Genomic DNA, 19,853 nt, shown 5'->3' with positions numbered 1-19,853 from the left:
CAGTCGGAGGCAATTACTTGATCTCCAGCGTGGTCTGCGTGTCGAGATTGACGACGCGCCTGGCGAGCGTCTGCGGGATGGTGAACTCGGAGGGAGGCACGTTGTCGGCGTGCGTGGCGTGGGCGGGATCGACGCGGATCTCGAAGACGGGTTTCGTGACGCCGCTCTCCAGCAGCGTGACTGTCTGCCGCGTGTGCAGGGGATAGATGAAGGCCGGCGCCTGATTCAACGGCCAGGGCTTGCTCCACTGCGTGACCTCCAGCAGCGTCTGCTTTTTCTCCGGGAGCACTTCGGTGAAAACACGTGCGGGCAGTCGTGCCGCGGCGTCCAGCGTGATGTGGACCCTGCTGCCATACGGTGAAGTGCGCTGCAGCTGCAACGCCGTGCCGCCGGCCTCGCGTGCCAGATCCGGCGCGGCTTTGAAGACACTCTCCGCCGTGGAAATGCCCGGCAGGCAAAACAGCTCCGCGCCGCCCACATAAAACGCCTGCCAGCTGGGGCAGAACCACGGATGAAAGGCCAGGAGCGACGGCACAAACGGTCGCAGACTGGGGGCCGTGGCGTCCTTGCCCATCACGATCAGTCTTGCATCGCGGTGGTAGAGCTGGAAGACCTCGCCGTCGAAGGCCAGCCACTCCACAAGCAGTTCCGGAGTGAAGGCGGGCTGGTTGGCGGAATGGCGGTAGCGCTTGATGTAAAACGATCCTCCACAGTGGCAGAATGCATAATCGGTCGTGGTAGGTGCTGGTAGGTCGCTTTGGTGGTAGAGGACGGTGTAGCGAAGGGAGGCATTGGGCAGGTGAGTGAGGCCGTTGACGAGGGGGAGGAGGGCGGGGTCTTGGGCGGGGAGGGCAGGGGAGCAAAAAAGGGCGCAGAGCAGCAGTGGGAAGAGGGGCCGGAGTTTGTGGGTCATGGCTATGTCACTGTCTGCTTGGTAATGGAGCTGCTATGGGAGGAGCAGGGGAACCGAGCGGAGGATTGCGGATGAGTTCGGCAAGACGCTCGTTATAGGCCCTGACATAGTTTGAGACGATGGTTTGGATCTGTTCATCCGCAAAGCTCCGAATGACACAGTTTGAATATGGCAGGAACTTGACGGGCTGGTCTGCGGGGAATTGAGGGTCTGGAGGACTGCGGGGAAAACTGATCCTTCTGAAATCTTTGGAATAAAACGCCAGCAGGGCGTCCTCGCGGGGATCGGCCATGATGAACGCGAGGATCTGTTCTTCCACAGGCGTGGTGGGCAGTGCTTCATCGTCCATGTAGAGCACCTGCAAGGGCCTGCTCTTTTGTGCGCTAGCCAGCTTGTAGCCCGCGAGAAAAACAAGAGCCAGAGCCAGCAGAAGGAGGACGGGCTTGAAGAATTTCATGAGGCAGGAGTGTTGAGGCTGCGTGGCATGATGGGCTTATAGCGCAGCAGCGGCATAGGCGTCAATGCGCCGCGAGGGGGCTGGAGCGTAGCGAGCCGGGTCATGGTTTTGGGTGAATCGCTGCTTGTCAGACCCGCGCCTTCAAGCCAGCATGCGAGTGCGCGGCAGTAACTGCCGAGGACTCTCTAGCGCTGCGACGCATGAACAAGCCATTCTACCTCTCCAGCGCTGCTATCCTGCTCATGGTGTTTGTGGCATCAGGCTGCGTTCCCGTGGGGTCATTGACCAAGCGCCTGGCCAAAGGCCCTCCGCCGGTGTTGGCGGAGGTGCGGAATGATGGGGGCATGAGGGTGGAAGTCTGGCAGATCAAAGGCAGGCCTTACAAAAAGACCTACATCAAAGACGGGAAAAAAGTGCGGGAGGAAATCTTCACCGAAGATGGCAGGTTGTCCGTTGAACGAGTGAACCTCGCCAGTGGCATTAAGATAAGTAAAATGTTTGATGAGAAGGGCAGGCTGAAGAGTCTTTCCAAAGATGTGCCGGGAAGCCCCGTGTGGCACTTTTTTGAAGTCTATAAACCGGATGGGTCGGTCCAGGTTCCCGGCAGGTGGCGTCCTTCGATCAGTCCGAAGCAGGCGAAAGAGGCTGGAATTTTTGAGCAAGTGAGTCGTGGCTTTGATGAGATGCCGCCGAATGGGGCTGTGCCGATCGCCTCGCAAAACTGGTGAGCACATGGCAAGTGCCCATCTTAACGGCAACAGGGTGCAAACAAGGTGTTTGCAATGGGGAAAGGTATATCCAATAGAGGCATGGCATGATCGTCAATTGTTTGAAGTCTGGCCATGGGGCTGCGGTCCGCATGGATCTTCCAAGTAGGAAGGCATTTCTTGCCATTTCTCTCCGACACCGATTTGAAGAACTATGAACGACGATTTGATATCGGATAAACTAAAGCAGGCGTTGCATTACGTTCAAACGGGTGAAGGTGGTTTTGACACCCCTTTGGACCTGCCAGGCATCACCTTTCAACGGCTTGTTTCAAAGCTGGGAGGTCGCGTTCGTGTTACGGGTCCAACTGGACCAACATCATCTCTTTTAGTAATCTCTGTGGATGGGGTGGAAGATGCAATTTGGTTGAGTTACAATCTAAAACTAGCCGCAATTATTTACTCTGATCAGATTGAAGATTGGGTGCGCAACGAAATTCAGAGTATCTTGTCAGAAGACGGTTGGACCATTGTTCCAGAGTCGGTGGCTTTTTCTGAAATCCCTGGTCATCCTTCTCGAGAAGATTGGTTTTCAGTGCTTTTTGGCTATGATTAAATGAAGCTGCGTAGCTGTCTTCCCAGGTAAACTGGGGGCAAGAATTGGTGTTTTACACGCTCCTTTCAGTGAGGGCTTCGTGAGGGGCGACCAGCGGAGCGAGGGCCATGCGCAGATTCCTCTTGAGCGCTGGGCGTTTGAGGGTTTCTCGCATACCTTCGGCATGCGATCCAGAATGTTTCGTGTGGTTTTGCGCTGAGTCCGGTGGTTCTCGCTGCACCGCTGCGCGGTTTCGCTTCACCACCGGCTAAGTTTCTCGGCTCCTTCCAGGAGCCAATGCGGGGGGGGGCTTGAGGGAGGTGTGGCAGGTGTGAGGCGAAATGAGTGGGGGCTATACCTTCATCCCTGCACAAGGCTCACCAGTCCATTCTCCCCTTCGCAGACAGGCACCACTCTGGCACGAGGCTCACGGGCTTGCTGCCCTGCGGGCGCATTTGTTCGAGGAGGGTGAGGGCGGTTTTGGCTTGTTCGCGGACGAGGTTTTGGGCGTCTTCGTTGTGGGGACCGGGGGTGTCGTAGTTGGTGAAGCTGGGTTTGCTGAAGAAGAGATCCGTGGCGACGGGGAGGAAGATGGACTCCACAAAGGCGGCGGGCACGGGCACGGGCGTGCCGGGATCGCTGCCGTCTTCGTTTTTGACGTCGGCGGTGGTGAGCGTGCGCAGGGCGGTGCGGGCCTGAAACTCGAAGACGGTGTCTGCGAGCACGTAGCCGGAGAGCATCATGCGCAGACGCACCTGGCCGTTGTTTTGCGCGGACTCGATGAAGTAGCGCGGCTCATTGCAGGCGTGGGCGCTGAGGTCTTCGCGGCTGTTTGCCGCAAGCAGTTTGCGCAGGCTGCCGCGGTAGCGCACGGGATCGAGCACGGTGATGATGTCGGCATCCAGCTCAACGGTGTCCACATTGATGGTGGCGGTGCCGCTGGTGTCGGTGGAAAGGTGCGGGAACTGCAGCGTGGCGGTGGTGCCGCTGAGGGAGAGGATGCGGTTCATGGCGCTGTCTCCGGGCAGCTGCACCCAGCAGCCGGCGGACCACGCGGGGAAGCTGCCGGTGGCCGTGGTGCCGCCATGGGTGAGGCCGCTCACGGCGAGCGTGGATGGCGCGCGGAAGTACGCGCTGCGCTGCTGCTTCACGGCGAACAAGGGCGAGAGGGCCGCGAGCTGCTGCAGCGCGGCATTGCACGCATCCAGCGCATCGGGCAGCGGATCCGGGTAGAGCGTGCCGGTGAAGGGGATGGTCTGCTGCTCCGGACGAAGGTAGCGGAGCATGGCGTTGATGGCCTGGCGGAGAGTCATGGCTAGAGTGGGGTGAAGGGCTTGATGCAGGGTTTGAGCGTGTGTGAAGCGGCCTAGTCGAGGATGGCGATGACGTCCGCCTCGACGGCGAGTTTGTAGCTGCGCTCTCCGCGTGGGAGATCGCCGCTGGCGTAACGGCTGACATAGACCCGGGTGCCTGCGCTGAGGTCCGTGCGTGCGCAGTCCGGTCCGCGCGCGACGATGGTGCCCTCCATGCGGGTGCTGGCGCCCTGCACGGCGGTGGGCAGCACGATGCCGGCGGCGGTGGTCTGCTCCTGCGGCGTGACATCGAGCAAGAGGTGGTTGCTGAGAGGATGGATTTTAGGAGTGTTCATAGGGATGTCTGGGCGTGGTAGTTTGTGGTAGAGATGGAAAATAGACGGGGAAAGGTTGACGTTGGATTGCCAGTGATGGATCGGACGCTGCTGGCGAAAGCGGAGCTGCGGGATCGAGGACGATCGCCAGGCTCTACGAAGCTGAATTGCGGGATTCGGTGGTGGACGGTGCACCTGCGGAATCACCGGCCTTCCGGCGCACCCAGCCTGCCATGGCCAGCTGAATGCGGGAGCGTGGGTGGTCGATGGCGGCGCGCAGCGAGGCTTCGGCCACGTCCAGAAGAGCGGCCAGGGCCTTGAGCCGCTTGGGTGGCTCGGCGAGATCATAGGCGGCCTCGTACAAGGGCCTGCCATCGGCGGTTTGCAGCTCTGGGGAACCACTGTCAACGATCGTCAACGACTGCTCAGCCTCCGTTTTCCCCCCGTGAGGGGAGGTGGGCGCAACGGTCGGCTCTGCACCCGGCCCAACCACGATACGGGTGTCTGTGCTCGTGTCCGTTGCGCCCATTTGGGCGGAAATGGTAGAATGTGGTATCCATGGCGGCGCATCTTCGGGCGGTGTCCGCTGCTCCAGGGTCACGACCATGGAGTGCGCCATGTGGCGCTGGTCCATGATGTCGTGCGCCAGGCGGGCCCTGTTTTCCTGCCACAGATGAAGTGGGATGCGCAGCACGTGCCCCTCCAGTGCGGAGTCAAAGCGGAAGATGTAGGAGCGCGTGCCTTTGTCCCGGAAATCATACGGGGCGGTGTTGCCCACGCCGATGAGTTTGACGAGCACGACGGGTTCGCCGTCTTGAAGGAATTTGGCAAGCGTGGAGGAATCGACGCGGTTTGGGAGTGTGGAGGGTGTTTTCATGGAAAGGGGAAGGAGTTACAAGTTTAAGGTTTCAAGTTTGAAGCTGGCTTCGCCTGCTGCGTCGGCGGGTGGTTCTGAAATCTTCCTCTTCCTCCTGCTCCTCCTCTTACTCCCTTGGATTGGAGTCTGGAGAGAGGAGCCCGAGCCGGTGCTACAAAACGAAGAGGCTGGCGCAGGGAAGGTGGCGGCTGGTTACTTGAGACTTCAAACCTGTTACTTAGCGCCACATTTAAAGACGAGCCGGAAAGAGAGGAGGAGTAGGAGTAAGAGGAGGAGGAAGATTGAGGGGGAGGAAGATTGAGGGGGAGATGTGGCCCGCACGGCACGGGATGCGCCGTGCGGGTCACGGGTTTCATCAGGCGCTCAGCGTTGGCACTTCAAGGCCGGGGTGCTGGCCTGCGTGGCGCAGCAGCGAGTAGCCGCTGGTCTTGCCATCCGTGCGGATGCACGGGGCCTGGCCGAAGACGGTCTCATAGCCGCCGCCATCCACGAAGGAGTAGTCGTCCTTGTCGCCCACGAGGAGGTCGTCTCCCACGTAGGCGCGCACGGCGCTGTCCTGGCCGAGGATGAGGCTGCACATGTCCACCGCACCATTCGCATTGCAGGGAATGATGTAGGCGCCGGCGTCGAACTCCGAAGTCCACACGAAGTCGGCGGAGCAGTTGGAGCTGCCGCCGGTGCCACCTGCGGCGCGGGTGTAGGCGGTGCCGCCGTGGTTCAGGCCCCAGGCATCGCCCGTGGCCACGAAGTTCCCCAGCGTGGACACACCGAGGCCGGAGGTGTCCGCGTTGTTGTCCGGATTCAGGATGTGCGTGAGCAGGATCTGGTTGCCGTTGTTGTTCGGCGTGCCGCCATTGCTGCCGGCCCAGCTCACAAAGCCCACGGAGCCGTCCGGATTGATGATCCACGCATAATACGTGGCATCCGCGCTGGTGATGGCGTTGTAGAAGGTCGTCCACGCGACACCGCCGGGAGCGGTGGTGGCGCTGCTGGCGGACTGGCCTTCGTACCACTCATACTTGTAGCCGCCGAGCCAGGCCATGTAGGGCGTCTTGGTGTCGGTGGCATGGCTTTTCAGCACGCAGGCGTTCGCGGCGGAGTTCACGCCGAAACCGGCGGAAAGCATCGCACGCGGGGCCAGCGGATCGGCGCACTGATCGTTCTCAGGATCGACCGACGCATGCTCAAAGAGGCCCACGCCATTCCAGTCCAGCAGCTTGCCGGAGAAGAGCGGGTTTTCCTCATTGCCACGCGCGCCACCATGCATGGCCGCCTGCTCATAGCTCGATGAGTTCTTGATGCTGGCGATCGCCGCATCAGGAATGTACACCATCGGCTTGTAAACCGGGCTGCCGTGCTTGCTCGTCACCACGATGCTGCGTCCGCCGAGGCGGCGCCACTGCGGGATCGCATTGGTGATGCCGGAGGGCGTCAGCGTGTCCAGCGCATTGAGGCTGGCGATGGTCTTGCGGCCATTGGGAAAGATGGTGTTGCCCACGCCCTGGAGTTTGAGCGCCATCTTCATGTCATTCATGCGGCGGCGGCCCAGCTTCTCGCGCAGGGCCAGCAGCACGGCGGACTTCACCCCGCCGCCACCGGCCATGAACTTGAGCTGCTTCTTGGTGAACTTGAAGGCATCGCGCCAGAAGTCCACCACACAGCCGAAGGTCTTGAAGTCCACGCTGGACTCATTGCCGCGCAGAGGCTGCTCGCCACGCGCACCCGGGCCGCGCGGCTGGCTCATGACGGTGAATTTGACCTCGTCGCCCGCATGGGCGTTGGCCAGGTCTTTGCGCACGATGAAAGGCTTGCCGCTGCCTTCGCCGCCCTCAAACATCGCAAAGTCATCCACCGAGCGCGCCCCTTTGCGGAGCTGCTGGGAATAGACCTTGGCGACGACGGACGGATCAGCCGCGACGGCGGCTGCCAGTGTGGATACGATGGATTCTGCGTGATATGCACTCATAGGATTTGTCTCTGAAACGATTGTTCTGGTTTGATTGCCTGTTTGGCTTTGTCTGATTTGAATCTGGCGCCACTTGCGTGGTAGAAAGTAGCCGGACCTAATATTCAGCGGCACGGATCATGGCAGAGAGCTAGTGGCGTGAATGCCTCGAGGTCAGATGATCCAGACTTTGAATGAAAGCGTCCTGCTGCTCAGGAGTCAGCTTGTCGATCTCCGCCATCGCCGTCTCGGGAGACAGCGAGCCGGCGGAGAAGCCGGGGCCGACGGGGGAGCCGGGCAGCCGCACCGAATGTCTCGGCACAGGCGGCACCCAGGACAGGCTTCCCGCGGAGTTTGGGCTGTGCGCCGCGCCTCCGCTGAAAAACTTGTCCATCACCCGCCGGCCGATTTTCTCGGGCCAGTCAGGCTGGTTGAGAATTGGGTCGTTCTTTGCCTCTGCAAGCAAAATTTCATCATCGCACAGCGGCAGAAAACCCGAGCGCTCATCCGCGATGAGGCCGCCGAAGGATTCCATCGCGCGCGCATGGCTCTCGGACTGTTCGCCCGTCCAGGCGTGGCTCGCGGCCGCCTCCTCGCGCCTCGCCTCGCGCAGGTCCAGCTTCACATCCTGCATCTGCTCCAAAATGTCCGTGGCTGCGGGGTCATACGACTCCTTCGCCTGCTGATACTGCTGCTGCAGATAGGTCAGGTGATCCTCCAGCTCCGTCACCTGCGAGTAAAGGCCCTGCTCCTGCGCTGCTGCAGGCGCGGCTTCCACCTCAGGCTCCGAAACCGCCGCCGCCATGGACTGCGGCAGCGCCGAGATGCCAAACACCTGCGCAAAAGCATCCGCCGGAGACTGCCCGGCGCGGATGAGGTCCAGCGCCTGCACCGTGCGCGTGCGATCCTCCGGCTTCAGCGCCTTCAGGGAGATGCGCGAAGGCCCTTCGTCCTGCCGTGCATGCGGCGTCAGCTGTTTCGCCAGCGCCGAGTGCACACGCTCCGGGTCCCCGCTTTCAAAATCCGCCACCTCCGCATCGCTCATCTTCGTGATGTCCGCGCTCTCCAGCACCTGCTCCAGCGTGGGCGGTGCGGCAGAGTCGTCAGGGCCTGAGCCCAGGGCAGGGGATGCCACCGCAAAATCTGCGGCAGAGTCGTGGCTGGCAATCGTGTCGTCTGGCATGGTAGTATGTGGTTGTTGGTGGTATTGGTATCAAAAAAGCGTGGCGGCAGGTGGAGTAGGAGGCGGAGGAAAAGGTCAGCCCAGCCTCAGGCGCTGGCATCGTCCCAGGAGACCGGCGTCCGCCATCATTGAGCGGCTGCGCGGATTCATCCTCTTCATCATGCGGTGGTCAGGCATGGGAAAAGCCTTGGGCCCGTTTTTCAGGAGTCAAGCGGTGATGCGAGATTTTTTTCTTGCGCCTGCGTGATGGTTGAATTGATGGCGCGGCGCCCTCTTCACCTGCAATAGCACTGACACTCGCTCGCAGCTATGGCCGATTGCATGCTGTGCCCGCGCTGAAGTGCCGGTTGCCGCCATGGCAGTTGAGAAAGCTTCTGGAAAAGAATGCGACAAGACCGGAGCGCGAAGCCGCTGCGAATAGGTGGCGAACTTTAACCCCACTCGCCTTATGACGTTTCTTTGGACCCTGCTCATCGGATTAATTGTCGGAGTAATAGCCAAGGCTGTAACCCCCGGAAAAGATCCCGGTGGCTGCCTTGTCACCATTATTCTCGGCATCGTCGGCGCCAGCGTGGCCGGTTATCTTGGTCGAGCTGCCGGATGGTACACCGAAGGGCAGCCCGTGGGCTTCCTCGCCTCCGTGCTCGGGGCCGTGCTGGTGCTGCTCATTTATCGGATGATCACAGGCCGGCGTTCATAATATGATCCAATGTTTCTCTGATACCTCGCGGCATTCCCAGAAGTCTTTCGCTGCTTGCTAAACCACAAGCGTCCTCACGATTTTATTGAGGATTGCGCAATCGACTGACACGCATGGAGCGCAAGTGCATGGAGGAGCCGGGGCGTTGCGTACGGCGGAGACACATGCAGCCTGCTTCGGCGTGGCGGGAGGACGCTGCTGGGGGACGCGGTGTATGAAGAAGGCGCTGGCTTTGCTGCCCTGCTGCGGGTGCTGAACCCAGGGCGGCGCTCGCCAAGGCTCGCTGGCCCTGGGCTGCGCTAGGCCGCACCTTCGGTGCTAACCTGCATTTCTCACACCACTGGGAATCTGCGAACAGCGTGTTGCAAGCTTGGATGTAGCTCGGTATTCCGATACCGAGTCGGCACCTTCGCGGAATCGGAATTGCCTTCGGCTGTCTGACGGCTCCGCGCTACATCGCCGCGTGTCAATGTTGGGAGTGTGAGAAGTGCAGGCTAAAAGCTGGAGGCAAAGCCGACGATAATCCAACTTATTGAGGCTTGCGCAATAAGCTGACACGATCGGAATTCGATTGAGGGGGATGATGCGGGGAGGCAGCGACTGCGTGGCGGAATGGCGAGGCAGACGCTGCTGGAGGGCGCGGTGTGTAAAGAAGGCGCTGGGTTTGCTTTCCTGAAGGATGCACCACGTACCAGGGTAGCCTCGCCGAGGCTCGGCAACCCTTCGCTATGATACGGAAGGCCCTTGGCCTTCAAGGCAGAGGTGTCAGTCTATTGCGCAAGTCTCAATAGTTGCACCCTGCCCCCATTTACGCTCTGACCCCAATTTACGCTAACCCCATTTACGTTCTCCTCCTGCCCGGTGGGTGTTCTTCAACAGCAGTCGGCGCTCCCGTCTTGCCACTGAGGCTGCGACGCTCGTCGGTTCAAAACGTGCATCTTTTCGAGAACGGGCCTGCCAAATACCCGGAAGCACTTGATGGCATCTATTTATCCCTTCGCTTCGGTAATGGCGGACGGCATGTCTTTCTTCCACCCTCACGGGTCGCTCACGAGCACCCGGTAGAACCAGGCGCTGGGCACGGGTGGAAGGAGGGTTGTCTGGAAGGTGTGGCTCCCGTTGGAGCCGAGGTGGCTGTCTCCGCTGGTCCAGTCCGCGAGATTGGGGGAGGTTTGCAGGGTGTAGCGGCGGCCGGTCACGGTGGGGATGGTGATCTGCCACATCCCCCCGCTGAAGGCCGCCTGCGTGACGCGGAAGCAGCTGTTCGCGCTGCCGGGATCTGTGCGGGCCACCCATTCCTTTTCGTTGGTCTGGCCGTCGCCGTCGAAATCAAACGCCGCGGCGCGTTGCTGCGGGCTGGCGGCGGCGGGCAGCGTTTCGTAAACCCAGGCGTCGTAGTCGGTGAACGTCCCCGTCTCATACGCGCCGATGTCCGGCAAGGCGCCGGAGATGGGAAAGCCGCGCTGGTCGGCGATGACGGCGGGATCGAGGATGGCGGCGGCGTTGCGCGCGGGGCTGCCGGGCAGCAGGGCGCGCGTCTGCGTGGGGCCGCCGTAGTCGCCCAGGGGGGCGAGCAGCGGATCGCCGGTGCGGAGCGTGGGCCCGGCGCTGAGGCCGGAGCCGGTGAGGTCGCCGACGAGGTTCTTCCCGGCGGTGGTGTAAACGCCTGTGCTCTCGCTTCCCAGGTTCGGGCTGCTCCCGCTCGTGTTGGTATTGCCGGCCACCACGCAGTTTGTGAGCGTGACCACGCTGGTGGAGGAAGCCAGCACGCCCCCGCCGATGTTTCCGGCGCTGTTGTCGCTCAGCGTGCAATGGATCAGGTTGGTGAGGCTGAAGCTGTCCACGGCTCCGCCCAGAGAGGCGGCGTTGCCGTGGAAGGTGCAGCGCGTCAGCGTGGGGTGTCCGGGCGGGCTGTCCGCGTCATTCTCCAGCACCGCGCCACCGCGGCCGGCGAGGGCGGTGTTCATGAGGAAGGTGGTGTCCGCCACGGCGAGCAGGCCGTTGCCCGTGCTGTGGATGCCTCCGCCAAAGGTGGCGTTGTTTTGCTGGAAGGTGCTGCGCCCCACGGTCAGCACGCCGGTGCTGTTGATGGCGCCGCCGCGCTTTGACCGGCAGGCGGAAAGGGTGCAGAGGTCCAGGGTGAGCTGCCCGCTGTTGCGGATGGCCCCGCCCTCGCCCGAGGGAAGGTCGCTGGCGGGGTCCGCCATGCCGTTGGTCAGGCGCAGCCCGCGCAGCGTCACGGCCAGCCCGGCGGGGATTTCAAAGAGGCGGCTCTCGCCCGCCTCCAGCACATTGTCGCCGTCGGAATTCCCGGAGATCGTGATGCCACCGGGCAAGGCGCTGGCGTCGATGCCCAAACTGCGGCCGGGTGTGAGCTGGCCGGAGGTGAGGGTAATGGTCTGGCCGCCAAGTGCCGGGTCGAAAAGGACGACGTCCGCCGAGGGGGCCGACAGCGCCGCGCGGAGTGAGCCAGCGCCCGAATCTGCGGTGCTGGTGACGATGGCGGGGATCGCCTCCACCGCGCCGAGGTCCACGAATGCACTGCCATTGCCATCGCCATCCACCACGCGGGGCGCGCCGCGCTGGTCGGTCGTGCCCGAGGTGCTGCCGCCCGTGTCAATCGCGGGGCTGCCGGACAGCGGCGGCATCGTCTGCGTGGGGCCGCCGTAGTTCCCCAGCGGGGCCAGCAGCGGATTGCCGCTGGTCAGGTTGCCGGAGCCGGAGAACGTGCCGTAGATTTCTGCAGAGGAAGGTGACGCATTCCCGGCGACGATGCTGAGATTCATAGTCAACGTGCCGGCGTTCTCAATCCCTGCGGCGCGCAAGCCGGCAGAATTGCCCGAGAGGGTGCTCTGGGTAAGAGTCAGTGTGCCGAAGTTGAAAATCCCGCCGCCGCGGCTGGCGGAATTTCCCGAGAGGGTGTTCTGGGTGAGAGTCAGTGTGCCGGTGTTGTAAATCCCGCCGCCGTCGCTGGCGGAATTGCCCGAGAGGGTGCTCTGGGTGAGAGTCAGAGTTCCTGAATTGGAAATCCCACCGCCGCTGTCGATGGCGGAATTGCCCGAGAGGGTGCTCTGGGTGAGGGTGGCGCTGCCGGCGGTGACGGCCAGCCCCGCGCCCTCAAATGCCCGGCAGGCGGAAAGGGTGCACTGATCCACGCTGAGCTGGCCGCTGCTGCGGATGGCCCCGCCTAGGCCATTGTCCGAGACGTCCGTAGGATCAGCAGTGCCATTGATGAGATTCAGCCGGCGGAGCACCACGGTGACGCCCGACGGGATGTCAAAGATGCGGCTCTCCCCCGCCTCCAGCGTGCTGTCGCCGTCCGAGTTGCCGGAGATCGTCATGCCGCCCGCGCCGGAGGCGTCGATGGCCACGCTGCGGCTCAGGGTGAGGTGGCCGCTGGTGAGGGTGATGGTGCCGCCGCCCAGAGGCGGGGCAAAGAAGACGGTGCTGGTGAAGGCATCAGCCAGTACGGCCCGCAGGGAGCCTGCGCCATCATCCGCCAGGCTGGTGACGACGGCCGGGGTGACCTCCACTGCGCCGATGTCCACGAGGGCGCTGCCATTGCCATCGCCATCTGCCACGCGGGGCGCGCCGCGCTGGTCGGTGGGATCGCTGCTCGCGGCTCCACCTGCGTCAATGGCCGGGCTGCCGGGCAGCGGCGGCATCGTCTGCGTGGGGCCGCCGTAATTTCCCAGCGGGGCCAGCAGTGGATCGCCGTCGGTCAGGTTGTTGGAGCCGGAGAACGTGCCGAAGATGTTTGCAGTGAAAGAGGCCGTGTTTCCGGCGACGATAGTGCGGGTGAGGGTCAGTGTGTCGTAGTTTGAAATCCCGCCGCCGTCGCTGGCGGAATTTCCCGAGAGGGTGCTCTGGGTGAGGGTCAGTGTGCCGGTGTTCAAAATCCCGCCGCCTTGGCCGTAGGCGGAATTGCCCGAGAGGGTGCTCTGGGTGAGGGTCAGTGTGCCGGAGTTGTAAATCCCGCCGCCGTAATAGGTGGAATTGCCCGAGAGGGTGCACCGTTCCAGGGTGGCCGTTCCCTGGTTGTAAATGCCACCGCCAGAAACTGGATCGCCGCCGCCCTGTCCACCGCCACTGGCAACACGCAAGGCACGAAAGACAACCGTCCTTCCAGCACTCACATTAAACACGCGGTAGTTGCCGTTTCCAGAAAGTGTGACGCTGTTTGCCAGCGCGGAGGCGTCGATGGTCACGTCCTGGCCGGGGATGAGCTCACTGGAGAGGGTGATGGTCTGGCCGCTGAGCGCGGGCGCAAAGGTGATCACGCGTGTGAGCACGCCGCCGGGCACGAAGGCCGCATCGGCGATGGTCTGGCGCAGGGAGCCGGAGCCGGAGTCGGCGTTGTTTTGCACGATGAGGCTGGCCACCTCCGCCGCGCCGATGTCCGCCGCGCTGCCCTGCGGGCGGGAGAGGCCGCGCTGGTCTGCGGTGCTGCTGCTGCCCACGGCGGCATCGATGGCCGGGCTGCCGGCGTTCGGCAGCAGCGTCTGCGTGGGGCCGCCATTGCTGGCGAGCGCGGAGAGGTTCGGCGCGGCATTGGTGAAAGCCGGGCCGCTCTGCGTGGTGCCGCCGAAGTCCGCATAGTCCTGCACCAGATTCGCGCCCTGCCGGGTCACGGAACCGAGGTCGCAGAGAATGTCCTTTCCATTCGGCACGCCGGAGCCGGCGGTGTTGCCGGCGACGATGCTGTTGCTCAGCGTGAGCGCGGCAAACTCATCGTAAATGCCGCCGCCGCCGCTGTTGATCGCATCGGTCGATGTGGTGCCGTTGAGCGTGACGGTGGCATGCGTGAGGGAGAGCGTGCCCTTGGTGAAAATGGCGCCGCCGCGGAAGCCGGCGCTGTTGCCCGTGAGCGTGCAGTTGGTCAGTGAGACGCTGCCGAAGTTCGCAAAGAGCGCGCCACCATCGCCCGCGGCGCCCGCAGCCGCATTGCCCCGCAGGGTGCAGCGCTCCAGCGTGAGGGTGGCCTGATTGCTGTAAAGGGCGCCGCCGCGGCCGGTGTCAAAGCTGCCGGCGCCGTTGCCAGCGGTGAAGGTGAGGGCCCTGAACGTGGCGATGGTGCCGCTGTGGAGCAGGAAGAGACGCCTGGCTCCCCCGCCGGAGATGGTGACGCCCGCCGCCAGCGCCGTGGCATCGATCGTCACGCCGCCGGTGTCGCTGGTGGCGATCTCGGCGGAGGTGAGCGCGATGGTCTGCCCGGAGAGGGCGGCATCGAAGACGATGGTGTCCGCGCCGCCCGCCGCAGCGGCATCCGCCACAGCCTGGCGCAGGGAGCCGGTGCCCGCATCGTTCGCATTCGTGACGGTGAAGGTGGCGGCGTGTGCGGCGGTGGCGAAGAGGAGGATGAGGGCGGTGAGCAGAGCGTGGCGGACGGTCGTTTTCATGGCGCGTGGAAAATCACGGATCTCGAAGCATTCAGACCCCACCCGCAGAGCACACCGCATGACCTGAACCAGAGTGGAGGATGGCACGACAGCGCGGATTTGGCGAGGCCAAAAATAGAGCCCACGACCCGCCTGGGCGCGCCGGATGCCTACGCAAAAAAACGGTCCGCCACCCTGAGAAAAGCCCCCCGCCATCACTCCCTGCTCGCACCCGGGAAATCCAGCTTCCCATCCGCCCTCGGATCAGATCGCGAGTCCGAGTGAGCATCCGCCTGCGTTTCCGTGCGTGGGTCTGCTCGGTCGTTCACTCGTGGCGATGTCTCGTCGGAGCAGGCATCGCGGCGTGGTGAATCGGTTTCGGTATCGGAGGTGCTCTCGGTGTCGGTGGTGGTGTTTGCAAGATGGTGGCTGATTGCCATCTGACCCCGTTTACCCGTGCTTTAGCGAATGAATGATGCAGTGCCTGCACTGCCAGGAAACTGCCTGACTCTGAATCTGCCCTGCTACATTTCAGGCAGTTTGTCCGCTTCGATCGATGGCTCCCTCTGGCAATTCTTCGATCCACCTATCGGACCAGCTCGAAATTTGCTGCCATTGTCCCTGAAACAACGTGTAGAGCACATCACGACCGAATTCATACACGGCGATGTGATTTCCTTGATGGCGAGGCGTCTCAAGGGTCAGCATCGAGACCAGTGGACCAACATGATCGCCAGATCCGGTCAAGGTTTCACCATCAAAACGAGGGGCCAGTCGAACATGCGTGCTTCGAAATGGCCCGTGTTGGGAACGCAAATGGCTTTTTGAGTGGGAATGACAGAATTGTATCAATGTTCAAAGGGCACGAAGGTGAATTGTGTCGCATTTGTAGCGCAGTCCATGCTTATGAGCGGCTGCGCGAAAATAGACCCCCAGCATATCTCCTGAGGCTGGATTTTTGCACCAATCCAACAGGCTGGTGTCACCCTTGTAAACCACTGGGCCAAAGTGAATCCAGCTTTTGCCAACCTCTTTTATATCAGCGGAAAGCACTAGCTCGTCCTGGGTGTTGAAAAGTTCAAACTTCATTTTTTATCTCCCAATATACTCATTACCAGTTCGAATGTCGAATTGGCTCCTTTATGATCACTCCACTTCGCAGGTCCTGCTCCGCCTTGCGCGAATAACTCCATATACACGGTGGCCAGTTCTTGAGGTGCCAGACTTTGCCCCGTGCCTGTAGGCGGCCTGAAATTCGAGACTTTTCCTGCATATTCATCGATGAAGCTATCGCGCAGAAACCAAAATCCCCGTTGATCGAACTCCGGCTTATCGTTGGCTGTTACTTCGCGAAAGTGCTGCTCCAGATCCCGGCGCCATTGGGCTAGGCGGGGCGGCGCGTCCGGGCGGCCAGCTTCATCCCAGAGCCAGTGGGTCATCTCATGCCATACAGTGGTTCGCAAACGTGTTTCGTCTCCCGCGAGGTCGTGAGAGAGGTAAATGTAGGCTGGAACAATCAGGTCCTTGTCCACACCCAGCACGCGCTGTTTTTTCTTAACATGGCGGGGAAACCACACTCCTAATGCGTCTTGATCTACTTTCGCTCTCAAATCAGCCGCTGATGCCCCGCACATGTAAAAGCGGGTCAGATTGCGCGTGATATCTCCTGGAAGTAGGTCGAGGAAGCTTTGAACGGCCCGATAAGCATGCAGTCGGCCGATGGGGCCCAGATTTTCCATGCGCTCAAGGATCTCGGTCTGGTCAGCGGGATCGCGTACACGTGCGGCGGCCAGCTTGGCATCCCAGGCAGCTACTAAACTAGGGCTGATCCAGCCCGGCTTCTGTGGCAGGTTTCCGGGCGGAGGAATTGCTCCCTGACCCTGAGGTTCATGCACGTCTGATAAAGTCTCCTCAGAAGCTGCTGCCGCCGTGATGTTATTCGACTCCGCAGCCACCACCCTCCGTGCCTGCGCCAGATCTGCCTGCACCTGCGGGTGCCGCTGCTGCTCGGGGCTCATGCGTGAAACATTCTCAATGAGCCGCTGCGACTGGTCCACGCTCTTGGGCGGAGTGGAGGGGGCGACGGTGGGGCGGGCTGACGAGGAAGTCCCAGCATTGGCCTGCGCGCTTGGGGAGGGACCTTGTCGGATGTTGTCCGCGGCTGATGCCTGCGGGTTCCTCATCCCGGGCGCTGCGGCTCTCTCTGACTGGGCGTCTGGCCGCGTGTCCGAACGAGTATCCGGCTGTGCGTCTGTGCGCAGGCTTGGTTGCGTGCCTGAACGGGTGTCCGACTCTGCGTCTGACCGTGTATCTGATGGCGCATCTGCCCGTGCATCTGACTGCGGCTTCGAACGAGTCCGTGCTTGAGGCTCCGCCTGCAGGTCTGATCGAGAATCCGAATGAGCATCGGTCTGCGCATCTGCGTTTTGGTCTGACTGCGTGTCGAACTTCGCATCCGCCTCCGGATCAGATCGCGAGTCCGAGTGAGCATCCGCCTGCGTGTCCGTGCGTGGGTCTGCTCGTTCGGTCGCCCGTGGCAATGTCTCGTCCGAGCTGGAATCACTGCGCGGTGAATCGGTTGCCGTATCGGCGGTGCTGTCGGTGTCCGTGGTGGTGTTCGTAGCGGAGGGGGCGGCTTGCGGTTTCTTGCCGACTTGCGCACCGGGCGCGGCAGTGTCTCCGCGGTTGTTGGCGGCGGATGCAGCGCTGTCCTTGGGCTGCAGGCGGTCGAGTGCGGCCTTGGCATCAGCGAGTGCCTGCTGCTGGGCCTGGCTGGGCGGACCGGGCTGGTTTTCGAGCTGGCGCACGTGGTCCTGCACGACATGCCGGGCCTGGTCGAGGTCTGCCTGCGTGGTGGGGTGCTGCCGCGCCGCGGGCGGGCGGTCCATGATGTTGTGGATGCGCGCCTGCGCCGTGGGCAGGCTGGGCGGCGGCCCGGAGGGCGGGGAAGGGGTGGCGGCATCCTGCGCCACGACCTTCTGCGCCTGCGCCAGATCTGCCTGCTCCACGGGGTTCAGCGGCCGGTGCTCCTGGATGGCGCTGACGTTTTCGATGAGCTTCCGGGACGTGGCGAGGTCCTTGGGCGGGCTGGAGGGCGCGGCGGTGGGCTGCGAAGGACTGCCGGCCTTCCCGGCGGCGGAAACAGCAGCACCCGCAGAGCCAGCAACACCTGTAGCAGCAGAAGACGGCAGCTGGCCCGAGGCGGAGGCGACCTTGGACGAATCTGTGGTAGAAGATGGTATGCCAGAGGGTGGTATTCCGGCCTGCCCCTGCGGCCGGGACTGCGGCGTCGATTGCGGAGATGACGGCGGCGACTGCGACTGCGACTGCGACTGCGACTGCGACTGCGACTGCGACTGCGACTGCGACTGCGACTGCGACTGCGACTGCGACTGCGACTGCGACTGCTGCGGCGTGTCTGCCGCCTGGGGCGTCGCTTGCTGCTGGGACTGGGGCTGAGACGGCGACTGCTGCGGCGCTGCCTCCCGCATCTGCTGCTTTTCATGGGAGCGGCCGATGTGCTCGCCGCCCGCGCATCAGCCAGACGCCGGCGGTTCTTTTAAATAATGACAGGCAGCTTTTTCCGAGTCAGCCGTCAACAGACCGTTCCGGCGGTGGGTCGGACTGAGGGGGGCCTGGATCCAAAAAGCGCATAGCCCATGATGATGACGCATAATGATATGGCGCCGCCATAAGCTCCTCAATGCATTCTTTTGCAGAGCGTTTACCTGAACGGTAGTCATTCTTTATCGCCAACGATTTGATAAAAAGATCACGCTTTTCTTCAGGTGTTAAGGGTCGGGTATTCATATCATTGTAGTCTATTTATTGCCTCGGTGATTTTATCTTTCACTTTTTCCAACGCGGGGCCGCTAAATTGCTCGTGGTAATGTGCGGATCCCAGTATTTTTTGCAATTCTTCCTTGGCTGCCATCGATTCCGGGGAAACGGGGTCAGGGTGGAAAAAATAGACAAATATCCTTAATCCGGGAAGCCGTATTTTATGGCAGAAAGTTGCACCATGACCCCGGTTTCACTTCGCACTCAGCGGCGCGTCTTTGGCCTTGGTCTTGAGGCGGTCGATGGTTTGGAGCGCTTTGCCGCCGTCCTTTTCCCAGGCTTCGCGTGCGGCCCTGGCTGTCTCAGTGGTATGTACTGGTATTCCAGGCTGCGCGGAATCTGGTGGCTGCTAACCCGTCCTGTTCATCAGACTAGCCGCCAGAGGGCGGGCGCAAAGCCGCCTTGCGGGAGTGGCGCAGCAGTTCGTGCAAATGGGTGTCCAGATGGCTTTCGGATGTGTCCTTCCAGTTGTTGCTCATTTTCCTGAGCTGCCATTTGAAGTTTTCCCACATGTCTTGCAGCACGCCGGGCTGCTTGAGCAGGTGGGGGGACTTCTCGGCCTGGCGGGCAAACCATTCGTGCGCCAGTGCGTTGCGGTCGTCCTTCAGGTGCTGGTAGCCTTCCTGTCTGGCGATGCTGTCGAGTTCTTTCTGCGGAATGCGTTGCGTCAATCCCTCCCAATGTTTCTGGGCCTTGCTGTCCTTGGAGCCGAGGAGGGTTTGCAATCCATCGTGCCCCACACGCTCATGGAGGATGACGCGTGTCAGCGCATCGTGCGGTGTTTCACCATGCCGCATCTCCACATTGCCGGCGATGATGGCGCTGTGGCCGGTTTTCGGATCGTGGAAGCCTTCGGCGTTTTGCAGGCCAGCAATATCTTCCTTCGAAAAAGGATGCTGCTTGGCATAGTCGGACTTTAGGAGGTCTTCGACGCTGTGGAAGACGTGGGTCTTGTCGTGGAGAAGACCGGGGACACTTTGATTTAGCGTGTCCACAGTCTGCGCTGTCGCGCCAGCTAGCTGTTTTGAGTCGCTGCCGAAGTGGCCGGCGAGTTTGCGGCCGCTACCTCCGTCTCCGCTCCCTTCATTTGCTCCCCTGGCATCGGGACTGTCGGGCTGCGAGTAAAAGAGTTGTTTATTTTTTCCACGTAGTCTGAATGGCTGATCGCCATGTACATCAACTTCTCCTCGTCCTTGTCCACGAGATTCCTCATGCAACTGATGTCCCACACGACCGCTCTCAGGGGCTTCCACGAGTAACGCGTGTCGTGCAACAAGGGCCCGAGAAAGTGTCGTCGTACCAATTCCGCTTCCTCCGGGGTCCAGTCCCGATACGATTTGTTTAAAATCTCCTTCGGATAGCCTGCGCCCGGTAGGTTCATGAGTGACGGTATCATCCTCAGGGTTCCATTTCAAGTCTGCAAGGCGGATGTTCTCCAGCGGATGAGACTCTGGAAGAGGCGCGCCTCGCTTTGCGGCATCCTCACGTAGGGAGTCGGCCCGATCCGCCCGCTGTCGCATGATATCTTCAACCTTGAAAAGGGTCCGGGGTGCAAATTTCTGACAAAACAGAATTTTTCCCCAGTAAGCCAGAAGTTCTGCAAAGCGGAGGCCCTGACCCATTTACCTGCG

Annotated in this window: 14 protein-coding genes; 3 read left to right on the top strand and 11 right to left on the bottom strand. The window is 61.8% G+C overall.

Translation table 11 applies throughout. The features are described from left to right. Positions 1-13 precede the first annotated feature (13 nt). On the bottom strand, positions 14-913 hold the full coding sequence (locus ACILSR_RS25080) for a hypothetical protein (protein WP_395752553.1): 900 nt from the start codon (positions 911-913) through the stop codon (positions 14-16). 7 nt (positions 914-920) lie between these two features. Continuing rightward, entirely contained in the window at positions 921-1,370 is a 450-nt protein-coding gene (locus ACILSR_RS25075) for a hypothetical protein (protein WP_395752552.1), read from the bottom strand. 200 nt (positions 1,371-1,570) lie between these two features. Between ACILSR_RS25075 and ACILSR_RS25070 the strand changes: the two genes are divergently transcribed. Then, a complete protein-coding gene (locus ACILSR_RS25070) occupies positions 1,571-2,098 on the top strand; it encodes a hypothetical protein (protein WP_395752551.1) in 528 nt (175 codons plus the stop codon). A gap of 193 nt (positions 2,099-2,291) precedes the next feature. Further along, the gene (locus ACILSR_RS25065; protein WP_395752550.1) at positions 2,292-2,693 is read left to right on the top strand and encodes a hypothetical protein; all 402 of its coding nucleotides are present in this window, start codon (positions 2,292-2,294) and stop codon (positions 2,691-2,693) included. 356 nt (positions 2,694-3,049) lie between these two features. On the opposite strand, the gene ACILSR_RS25060 is transcribed toward ACILSR_RS25065, so the two are convergent. The 5 genes from ACILSR_RS25060 to ACILSR_RS25040 all read right to left on the bottom strand — a co-directional run bounded on the left by ACILSR_RS25060 (position 3,050) and on the right by ACILSR_RS25040 (position 8,304). Further along, positions 3,050-3,985: a hypothetical protein gene (locus tag ACILSR_RS25060; protein WP_395752549.1), complete on the bottom strand. Its 936-nt coding sequence runs from the start codon at positions 3,983-3,985 to the stop codon at positions 3,050-3,052. 53 nt (positions 3,986-4,038) lie between these two features. Next, positions 4,039-4,320: a co-chaperone GroES family protein gene (locus ACILSR_RS25055; RefSeq protein ID WP_395752548.1), complete on the bottom strand. Its 282-nt coding sequence runs from the start codon at positions 4,318-4,320 to the stop codon at positions 4,039-4,041. Between the two features lie 133 nt (positions 4,321-4,453). After that, positions 4,454-5,176, bottom strand: a complete 723-nt coding sequence (locus ACILSR_RS25050) for a hypothetical protein (protein WP_395752547.1) — start codon at positions 5,174-5,176, stop codon at positions 4,454-4,456. Between the two features lie 355 nt (positions 5,177-5,531). Next, a complete protein-coding gene (locus ACILSR_RS25045) occupies positions 5,532-7,142 on the bottom strand; it encodes a hypothetical protein (RefSeq protein ID WP_395752546.1) in 1,611 nt (536 codons plus the stop codon). A 130-nt stretch (positions 7,143-7,272) separates the two neighbouring features. Further along, a complete protein-coding gene (locus ACILSR_RS25040; RefSeq protein ID WP_395752545.1) occupies positions 7,273-8,304 on the bottom strand; it encodes a hypothetical protein in 1,032 nt (343 codons plus the stop codon). Positions 8,305-8,752: 448 nt separating this feature from the next. Here ACILSR_RS25040 and ACILSR_RS25035 point away from each other — a divergent pair, with 448 nt between their 5' ends. Beyond that, positions 8,753-9,004, top strand: coding sequence for a GlsB/YeaQ/YmgE family stress response membrane protein (locus ACILSR_RS25035; RefSeq protein ID WP_395752544.1), 252 nt, complete (start codon positions 8,753-8,755; stop codon positions 9,002-9,004). A gap of 1,037 nt (positions 9,005-10,041) precedes the next feature. Here ACILSR_RS25035 and ACILSR_RS25030 read toward each other — a convergent pair. The 4 genes from ACILSR_RS25030 to ACILSR_RS25015 all read right to left on the bottom strand — a co-directional run bounded on the left by ACILSR_RS25030 (position 10,042) and on the right by ACILSR_RS25015 (position 19,844). Continuing rightward, the gene (locus ACILSR_RS25030) at positions 10,042-14,403 is read right to left on the bottom strand and encodes a choice-of-anchor Q domain-containing protein (RefSeq protein WP_395752543.1); all 4,362 of its coding nucleotides are present in this window, start codon (positions 14,401-14,403) and stop codon (positions 10,042-10,044) included. A gap of 834 nt (positions 14,404-15,237) precedes the next feature. Continuing rightward, positions 15,238-15,471, bottom strand: coding sequence for a hypothetical protein (locus ACILSR_RS25025; RefSeq protein WP_395752542.1), 234 nt, complete (start codon positions 15,469-15,471; stop codon positions 15,238-15,240). Further along, on the bottom strand, positions 15,468-17,873 hold the full coding sequence (locus ACILSR_RS25020) for a hypothetical protein (protein WP_395752541.1): 2,406 nt from the start codon (positions 17,871-17,873) through the stop codon (positions 15,468-15,470). The genes ACILSR_RS25025 and ACILSR_RS25020 overlap by 4 nt, the downstream gene beginning before the upstream one ends. A 720-nt stretch (positions 17,874-18,593) precedes the next feature. After that, a complete protein-coding gene (locus ACILSR_RS25015; RefSeq protein WP_395752540.1) occupies positions 18,594-19,844 on the bottom strand; it encodes a hypothetical protein in 1,251 nt (416 codons plus the stop codon). Positions 19,845-19,853: the final 9 nt, after the last annotated feature.

Source organism: Prosthecobacter sp., from assembly GCF_044222565.1.
Classification (GTDB): domain Bacteria; phylum Verrucomicrobiota; class Verrucomicrobiia; order Verrucomicrobiales; family Verrucomicrobiaceae; genus Prosthecobacter.
Note: the sequence above shows the minus strand (reverse complement) of the source record. Positions and strands in the feature narration are given on the sequence as shown.

Excerpts from the sequence above, each read along its gene's own strand:
- ACILSR_RS25020 (WP_395752541.1), bottom strand. The coding sequence starts at position 17,873 with ATGCGGGAGGCAGCGCCGCAGCAGTCGCCGTCTCAGCCCCAGTCCCAG.
- ACILSR_RS25030 (WP_395752543.1), bottom strand. The coding sequence starts at position 14,403 with ATGAAAACGACCGTCCGCCACGCTCTGCTCACCGCCCTCATCCTCCTC.
- ACILSR_RS25075 (WP_395752552.1), bottom strand. The coding sequence starts at position 1,370 with ATGAAATTCTTCAAGCCCGTCCTCCTTCTGCTGGCTCTGGCTCTTGTT.
- ACILSR_RS25035 (WP_395752544.1), top strand. The coding sequence starts at position 8,753 with ATGACGTTTCTTTGGACCCTGCTCATCGGATTAATTGTCGGAGTAATA.
- ACILSR_RS25045 (WP_395752546.1), bottom strand. The coding sequence starts at position 7,142 with ATGAGTGCATATCACGCAGAATCCATCGTATCCACACTGGCAGCCGCC.
- ACILSR_RS25055 (WP_395752548.1), bottom strand. The coding sequence starts at position 4,320 with ATGAACACTCCTAAAATCCATCCTCTCAGCAACCACCTCTTGCTCGAT.
- ACILSR_RS25015 (WP_395752540.1), bottom strand. The coding sequence starts at position 19,844 with ATGGGTCAGGGCCTCCGCTTTGCAGAACTTCTGGCTTACTGGGGAAAA.
- ACILSR_RS25025 (WP_395752542.1), bottom strand. The coding sequence starts at position 15,471 with ATGAAGTTTGAACTTTTCAACACCCAGGACGAGCTAGTGCTTTCCGCT.
- ACILSR_RS25040 (WP_395752545.1), bottom strand. The coding sequence starts at position 8,304 with ATGCCAGACGACACGATTGCCAGCCACGACTCTGCCGCAGATTTTGCG.
- ACILSR_RS25050 (WP_395752547.1), bottom strand. The coding sequence starts at position 5,176 with ATGAAAACACCCTCCACACTCCCAAACCGCGTCGATTCCTCCACGCTT.
- ACILSR_RS25080 (WP_395752553.1), bottom strand. The coding sequence starts at position 913 with ATGACCCACAAACTCCGGCCCCTCTTCCCACTGCTGCTCTGCGCCCTT.
- ACILSR_RS25065 (WP_395752550.1), top strand. The coding sequence starts at position 2,292 with ATGAACGACGATTTGATATCGGATAAACTAAAGCAGGCGTTGCATTAC.
- ACILSR_RS25060 (WP_395752549.1), bottom strand. The coding sequence starts at position 3,985 with ATGACTCTCCGCCAGGCCATCAACGCCATGCTCCGCTACCTTCGTCCG.
- ACILSR_RS25070 (WP_395752551.1), top strand. The coding sequence starts at position 1,571 with ATGAACAAGCCATTCTACCTCTCCAGCGCTGCTATCCTGCTCATGGTG.